At 33.6% G+C, this 6911-nt stretch carries 7 protein-coding genes and 1 other RNA gene; all 8 read left to right on the plus strand.

The window, feature by feature from the left end; all coding sequences use genetic code 11:
* Window positions 1-112: 112 nt before the first annotated feature.
* Window positions 113-296, plus strand: a non-coding RNA gene (ssrS, locus tag DFR78_RS09580) — 6S RNA.
* An 86-nt stretch (window positions 297-382) separates the two neighbouring features.
* Complete coding sequence (locus DFR78_RS09585; protein ID WP_114458622.1) at window positions 383-967, plus strand: 5-formyltetrahydrofolate cyclo-ligase; 585 nt, start codon at window positions 383-385, stop codon at window positions 965-967.
* 3 nt (window positions 968-970) lie between these two features.
* Window positions 971-2302, plus strand: coding sequence for a replication-associated recombination protein A (locus DFR78_RS09590; protein WP_114458623.1), 1332 nt, complete (start codon window positions 971-973; stop codon window positions 2300-2302).
* 1 nt (window position 2303) lies between these two features.
* Window positions 2304-2930: a YigZ family protein gene (locus DFR78_RS09595; RefSeq protein ID WP_114458624.1), complete on the plus strand. Its 627-nt coding sequence runs from the start codon at window positions 2304-2306 to the stop codon at window positions 2928-2930.
* Between the two features lie 153 nt (window positions 2931-3083).
* Entirely contained in the window at window positions 3084-3524 is a 441-nt protein-coding gene (locus tag DFR78_RS09600) for an Rrf2 family transcriptional regulator (protein WP_114458625.1), read from the plus strand.
* Window positions 3521-4714 carry a cysteine desulfurase NifS gene (gene nifS, locus DFR78_RS09605; protein WP_114458626.1) on the plus strand — a complete coding sequence of 398 codons (1194 nt, stop codon included), beginning with the start codon at window positions 3521-3523 and terminating at the stop codon, window positions 4712-4714. Before DFR78_RS09600 ends, nifS begins: the two co-directional genes overlap by 4 nt.
* Before the next feature lies 1 nt (window position 4715).
* The gene (gene nifU / locus DFR78_RS09610) at window positions 4716-5090 is read left to right on the plus strand and encodes a Fe-S cluster assembly scaffold protein NifU (protein WP_114458627.1); all 375 of its coding nucleotides are present in this window, start codon (window positions 4716-4718) and stop codon (window positions 5088-5090) included.
* Between the two features lie 12 nt (window positions 5091-5102).
* Window positions 5103-6176 carry a tRNA 2-thiouridine(34) synthase MnmA gene (mnmA, locus tag DFR78_RS09615; protein WP_114458628.1) on the plus strand — a complete coding sequence of 358 codons (1074 nt, stop codon included), beginning with the start codon at window positions 5103-5105 and terminating at the stop codon, window positions 6174-6176.
* Window positions 6177-6911 lie beyond the last annotated feature (735 nt).

Genomic DNA, 6911 nt, shown 5'->3' on the forward strand with positions numbered 1-6911 from the left:
ATAAATAGAGTTTCCTGAAAATTATTTTTAGAGTTGGAAATTGGGAAAGTCTTTTTTTGATAAGGCTTGCAGGGCATTATAATTTGTGTTAATATATTATTAAAGTAAATATATTCATCTGCTGTGTGCGTAATGATCAAAAGAAATTTTGACCAACATCAATACACAGGGAGCCTGGTCTCTACCTGCGGCGTATAGGCCTTCTTAATTGAGAGGACATATAAACCAGGTAGGAGGGCACCCACTTGGCAGACAGGGATCAAAATTAAATGATCATACGGCACAGTGGATGACTTTTGCTAACCGCTATATTAAGGTTAGTTTTTTTATTTTTTGCAGAATTATAATATTTTTGTTATGATTTATAGGTGAGGTGATATTAATGAAACTAAAAGAAAAAATGAGATCTGAATTTTTAGATCAGAGGTCAAAAATACCATTGGAAAAAATAATTAAATGGAGTAATAAAATTACTAATAAATTTCTTGAACTGGAAACAGTAAAAAATGCAGAGTCAGTAATGACATATGTTTCTTTTAGAAAAGAAGTACAAACATATAATTTAATGGAACGGCTGCTTGATGAAGGATATATTTTATATGTACCCTATACAATAAAAGAAAAAATAACTCTCGGTATAGCTGAAATTAATGATTTAGATAAAGATTTAAAACCAGGTGTTTTTGGAGTTAGTGAACCACTCAAGTCTTTACGAACAGAAATTGTTCCTGATGATTTAGATATTATTGTAGTTCCCGGGGTAGTATTTACAAAAGAAGGTTATAGAATTGGATATGGTGGTGGTTTTTATGATGGATTTTTGGGAGAAAACGGAAAAGATAAGCTTAAGATTGCTTTTACATATGATCAATTCATAGTAGACAAAATACCTGTTGAAGACCATGATATTCCAGTCGATATGATTATTACTGAAAAGGAAGTAATAGACTGCAGAAAAGAGGTGTAGTCATTGAATCTTTTTGAAAATGCCAGAGATGATAAAGAAAATCGTCCTCTTGCATTTAGAATGCGTCCTCGCAGCCTGGATGAGTTTTTTGGTCAGGAAGATATTGTTGGAGAAAATAAACTTCTCAGAAGGGCAATTAAAGCGGATAGACTTCAGTCCCTTATCTTTTATGGACCTCCAGGAAGCGGGAAGACAAGTCTTGCTCAAATTATTGCTTTAGAAACCAAAGCAAATTTTGTTAAATTAAATGCAGTTACTTCGGGAGTAAAAGATATTCGAGAAGTTATAAAAAAAGCCAAATCCGATAAAGACATTTACAATAAAAAAACAATTTTATTTATAGACGAGATTCATCGCTTTAATAAATCACAGCAGGATGCCCTTTTACCTTCTGTAGAAAATGGTACTGTAATTATGGTGGGAGCAACTACTGAAAATCCTTATTTTGAAGTCAATTCTCCTCTGCTTTCACGTTCCAGGATATTTAGATTAAACGAATTAAGTGCAGATAATATTTTTTCTATTCTCAAAAATGCACTTAATGATAAGGAGAGAGGACTTGGAGAACTGAAGATTGATATATATGATAAAGATTTAAAATTTATTGCTGAACTTGCAGATGGAGATGCAAGAGTTGCTCTAAATACACTTGAATTAGCTGTATTAACAACTCCCCAAAATAAAAATGGAATTATAAAAATAGATAAAGATATTATTGAAGACTCTATGCAGAAAAAAATTATTAATTATGATAAAAAAGGTGACAATCACTATGACATTGTTTCCGCTTTTATAAAAAGTATGCGGGGTTCTGATCCAGATGCAGCTGTGTATTGGCTTGCAAGAATGATTGTAGCAGGAGAGGATCCAAGATTTATAGCCAGAAGAGTTGTTATTCATGCTGCAGAAGATGTAGGACTGGCTGATCCAACTGCGTTAATACTTGCAGAATCTGCAGCCAGAGCTGTAGAACAAATCGGTTTTCCGGAAGCCAGAATTCCACTTGCTGAAGCAGTTATATATATTGCATCTGCTCCCAAAAGCAACTCAGTTATAAAAGCAATAGATAGTGCTGTAAATTATGTGGAAAATAATCATCAGGATAAAGTTCCAGTTCATCTGAGGGACAGTCATTACAGTGGAGCAGAAGATCTGGGCCATGGACTAAATTATAAATATCCTCATGATTATCCTGATAATTATGTAAAACAAAATTATCTTCCAGATAATATATCTAACAAACAATTTTATCAACCTGGTTCTCTGGGGAGAGAAAAACAGACTGCAGAATTTTTGCGATATCTGCATGAAAAACATGACAAAGGTGAAGATTAAGATGTCTGAAAAGAAATTAAAACCTGCAAAAAATCTTGAGATCAGGAATAAGGTTAAAGATAGTAAATTTTATGCCAGTATTTTTTCTGTAAATAATCGAAGTGAAGCTGAAGAAAAAATTGAAGAGATAAAGAATAAATATTCAGATGCATCTCATAATGTTTCAGCTTTTAGAGTAGAATCTGAGTCAGGAATTATTGAATATTTTGATGATGATGGTGAACCGGCAGGTTCATCCGGTCCGCCAGTGCTTGATGCCATAAAAGGTGCAGATTTAATCAATACTGTTATTGTTGTTACACGTTATTTTGGAGGAACAAAACTTGGCATTGGTGGATTAATAAGGGCTTATGGTAATTCAGCAAGAATGGCAATTAATGAAGCCGGTATTGAAGAATTAAATAAATTTTTCCTCTTTTCTGTTGAGAGTGATTTTAATCAAATAGGAAATATTTTAGGACAGCTTGAAGCTCATAAAGCAGAAATATTAAATACTTTCTATAATGAAAAGGGTGGGACAGTAAAATCTATTATTTCATCTGAAGATTATGAACATTTGCAGAGAGATATTAGAGAAAAAACTGGAGATAAATTTTCTTTAAAATTAGAAAAAACTTTGTTTCGGTAATTATAAGTGTTGAAGGTTGAATTCCATTTATTTTTTGCGTTAAAGTAAAAAAATAGAAAATAATTAAAATCATTAAAGTTGACAAAAACAATACATTATGTTAAAATAATATCAAAAGTTGATAAACTAACTCAAGTTTGCAGAGGTGAGAAAATGAGAGTATCCACAAAAGGTAGATATGGTCTCAGAGCTATGGTTGATTTAGCTGAACACGAAAAAGGTAAGGCGATTCCTATCAGAGAAATATCCGAAAGGCAAAATATATCTGAACAGTATCTAGAGCAGCTTTTTGCAACTTTAAGAAAAGCTGGTTTGGTAAAAAGTGTCCGTGGGGCACATGGCGGATATATGTTAAATCATGAACCTGAGGATATATCAGTTGGAGATATTTTAACAACTCTGGAAGGACCTATAGCTCCTGTTGACTGTGTTATAGACAAAGAAGAATTTTGTAATTATATTGATAAATGTGTTATTCATGGATTGTGGGAAGAACTTGCAGACAGTATAAAAAATGTTGTTGATAATATGACTTTAGCGGAACTTAAAGATAAGGCTATAAAAGAACATTCAGATCGGAGTGATGTTCAATGAAAAGTAAATATTTTGACCATGCAGCAACCACACCAGTAAGGCCGGAAGTGATGGAAGAAATGCTTCCTTTTTTTACTGATATTTATGGTAATCCTTCCAGTGTACATTTGCCGGGCCAAAAAGCTGCAGGTGCAGTGGATGATGCGCGGCAAAAAATAGCTGATCTTATTGGAGCAGATCGATCTGAAGAGATTATTTTTACTTCAGGTGGAACTGAAGCTGATAATTTAGCCATAAAAGGTACAGCTATGGCATTAAAGGATAAAGGCAAACACATTATTACATCAAGTATTGAGCATCATGCAGTACTGCATACATGTCAATTTTTAGAAAAACATCTAGGTTTTGATGTAACTTACCTGGAAGTTGATGAAGAAGGTTTTGTTGATCTTGAGATGTTAAAAAATTCAATAAGAGAAGATACTATTTTAATTTCTATAATGATGGCTAATAATGAAATTGGTACAATAGAACCTGTGGAAGAAATTGCAGAGATTGCAGAAAAGCATGATATTTTATTCCATACTGATGCTGTACAGGCTGTCGGGCAGATACCAATTAATGTAGTTAAACAGAATATTGATATGCTTTCATTATCTGCCCATAAATTTAATGGTCCCAAAGGTGTTGGAGCTCTGTATGTAAAAAAGGGAATTAAACTTGTACCGCAAAGTTCTGGAGGAGCTCAGGAACGAAAAAGAAGAGCCGGGACTGAAAATGTTCCTGGAATAGTTGGTATGGGAAAAGCGGCTGAGATTGCTAATGAAGAGATGATGGAAAAAGCAGATAAGCTGTCATCTATGAGAGATGATTTAATTAGTAGAATTTTTTCTGAAATTGATGATGTTCTTTTAAATGGACCCGAGGGTAAAGATCGTTTGCCGGGAAATGCAAATATTACTTTTAAATTTATTGAAGGTGAGTCTATATTATTAAATCTCAATATGATGGATATCGCTGCTTCAACAGGTTCAGCCTGTGCTTCTGGCTCACTCGATCCTTCACATGTTATTCTTGCTTTAGGAAGACCACACGAACTTGCACATGGTTCAATTAGATTTTCACTTGGTTATGGAAATGTTCAAGAAGATATAGATTATTTAATGGAAGTATTACCAGGAATTATAAATAGATTGAGGGAAATGTCACCTTTATATAATAAAAAGACAAAAGAAGTAGGAGCTGATTAATATGTATTCTGATAAAGTAATGGATCATTTTCAAAATCCAAGAAATGTTGGTGAAATAGAGGATGCCAGTGCTGTAGGTGAAGTGGGTAATCCAACCTGTGGAGATATTATTAAACTTTATTTAAAAATAAATGATAGTGATGAAACTATTGAAGACATAAGTTTTAAAACTTTTGGTTGTGGAGCTGCTGTGGCTACAAGCAGTATGGTGACAGAACTTGTAAAAGGTAAAAAACTTGATGAAGCATTAACTGTAAGCAGAGATACAGTAGCAGAAGCTTTAGATGGACTTCCACCTGCAAAAATGCACTGTTCCAACCTGGCTACAGATGCATTAAAAAATGCAATTGAGAAATATAAAAAGACTAAAGAATAAAAGGGTGTTTAGATGAAAAGAGTTATGATTGCAATGAGTGGCGGGGTAGACAGTTCTGTAGCAGCTGCTTTATTAAAAGAAGAAGGATATGAAGTGATTGGGGGAACAATGCATATTTTCCCAGATTATGAAGAAGCTGTCGATAGAGATGATCACTGCTGTTCTTATTCTGCTGTTCAGGATGCAAAAAGAGTTGCTAATATGCTTGATATTCCTCACTTTGTTTTTAATTTAAAAGATGAATTTCAGGAAAAAATTATAGATTATTTTGTTGAAGAATACAGTAGAGCCAGAACTCCTAACCCCTGTGTAATGTGTAATAAAGAAATTAAGTTTTCTGCACTGATGAAGAAAGCTCTTGAGGTTAATTGTGATTATATAGCTACAGGGCATTATGCTAGAATTGAAAAAGTAAATGGCAGGTATAATCTCAAAAAGGGAGTCGATAAAGAAAAAGATCAAAGCTATATGCTCTATGTTCTTAATCAGGAGCAGCTGAGTAAAACGTTATTTCCATTAGGAAATTTTACAAAAGAAAGAATAAGAGAAAAAGCTAAAGAACTGGGTTTTTCAGTTTACAACAAACCTGATAGCCAGGAGATCTGTTTTGTGCCTGATGATGATTATATCAGATTTCTGGATACTAATTATCCTGAAATATCTAAAACTGGCCCTATATTGGATACAGATGGTAATAAAGTAGGAGTACATTCCGGGTTAGCTCATTATACAATTGGCCAGAGAAGAGGACTGGGAGTTGCGTTAGGTTATCCAGTATATGTAGTTGAACTTGATCATCAAAACAATTCAGTAATAGTTGGAAAAGATAATGAAGTATTTAATAATGGTTTAATTGCTGATGATATTAACATGATTTCTATTGAAAAACTAAATGGCAAAATGGATGTAAGAGCAAAAATAAGATATAACAGTGACGAAGTAAAGGCTTATATTGAACCCGATAAAGGTAATAAAATTAGAGTTACTTTTGAAGAAAAGCAGCGGGCAATTACTCCTGGACAGTCTGTTGTTTTTTATGATGATGATCTAATTATTGGTGGAGGTATAATTGAAGAAAGTTTTTAAATCAGTATATTTATCAATTTTTAGCCAAAATATCTGTATTATACATAAGGTGCCTGTGATAGAAGTTAAAATCTGCTAGTACAAATCAACTGGACTTTCCCCATTTTTTATATACTGCTGCAAAAAGGGGAGATGCAGGAATATTGAAATTTTTAGTCAATGAATCTTAACGAAATGAAGGAAGAAATAGGGTTAAACTGCAGGATGGAGTGAGCTAATCATGAGTCAGGAGGACTCATTGATTAGTGTGCCCTATTTCACACCCGAATTGAGTTTTAGATAAATCTAAAAATTTCGTTGATGACTAAAGCCCCCTTTTTGCAGCTTGAAAATAAATTTTGGGGAAACTCCTAACAAATCAACTCTTGACAAATGATCAAATTGATGGTATTATATTTAAGCCTTCTGATATTTTTTGTCAGGAGTTTTTATTTTCATAAATTGAATTATAAGGAGTTCTTCCATTTCCACATTTTTTGCAATATAATTAAAAAATGGGAAACTTCTTTCAAATCAGCCCTTGACATAAAGATAAAGGGGTGATAAGATATTAAATGTCGCCGAGAAAAACAGGTGACAAAAACGGACTCAATGTCCTAGCAAGGCACCATCCATTTTGTACTATAGAAGAAGGTGCGCGACGGACTCAATGTCCTAGCAAGGCACCATCCATTTTGTACTATAGAAGAAGGTGCGCGACGGACTCAATGTCCTAGCAAGGCACCATCCATTTTG

The organism is Halanaerobium sp. MA284_MarDTE_T2 (assembly GCF_003337245.1).
Classification (GTDB): Bacteria; Bacillota; Halanaerobiia; order Halanaerobiales; family Halanaerobiaceae; genus QPJE01.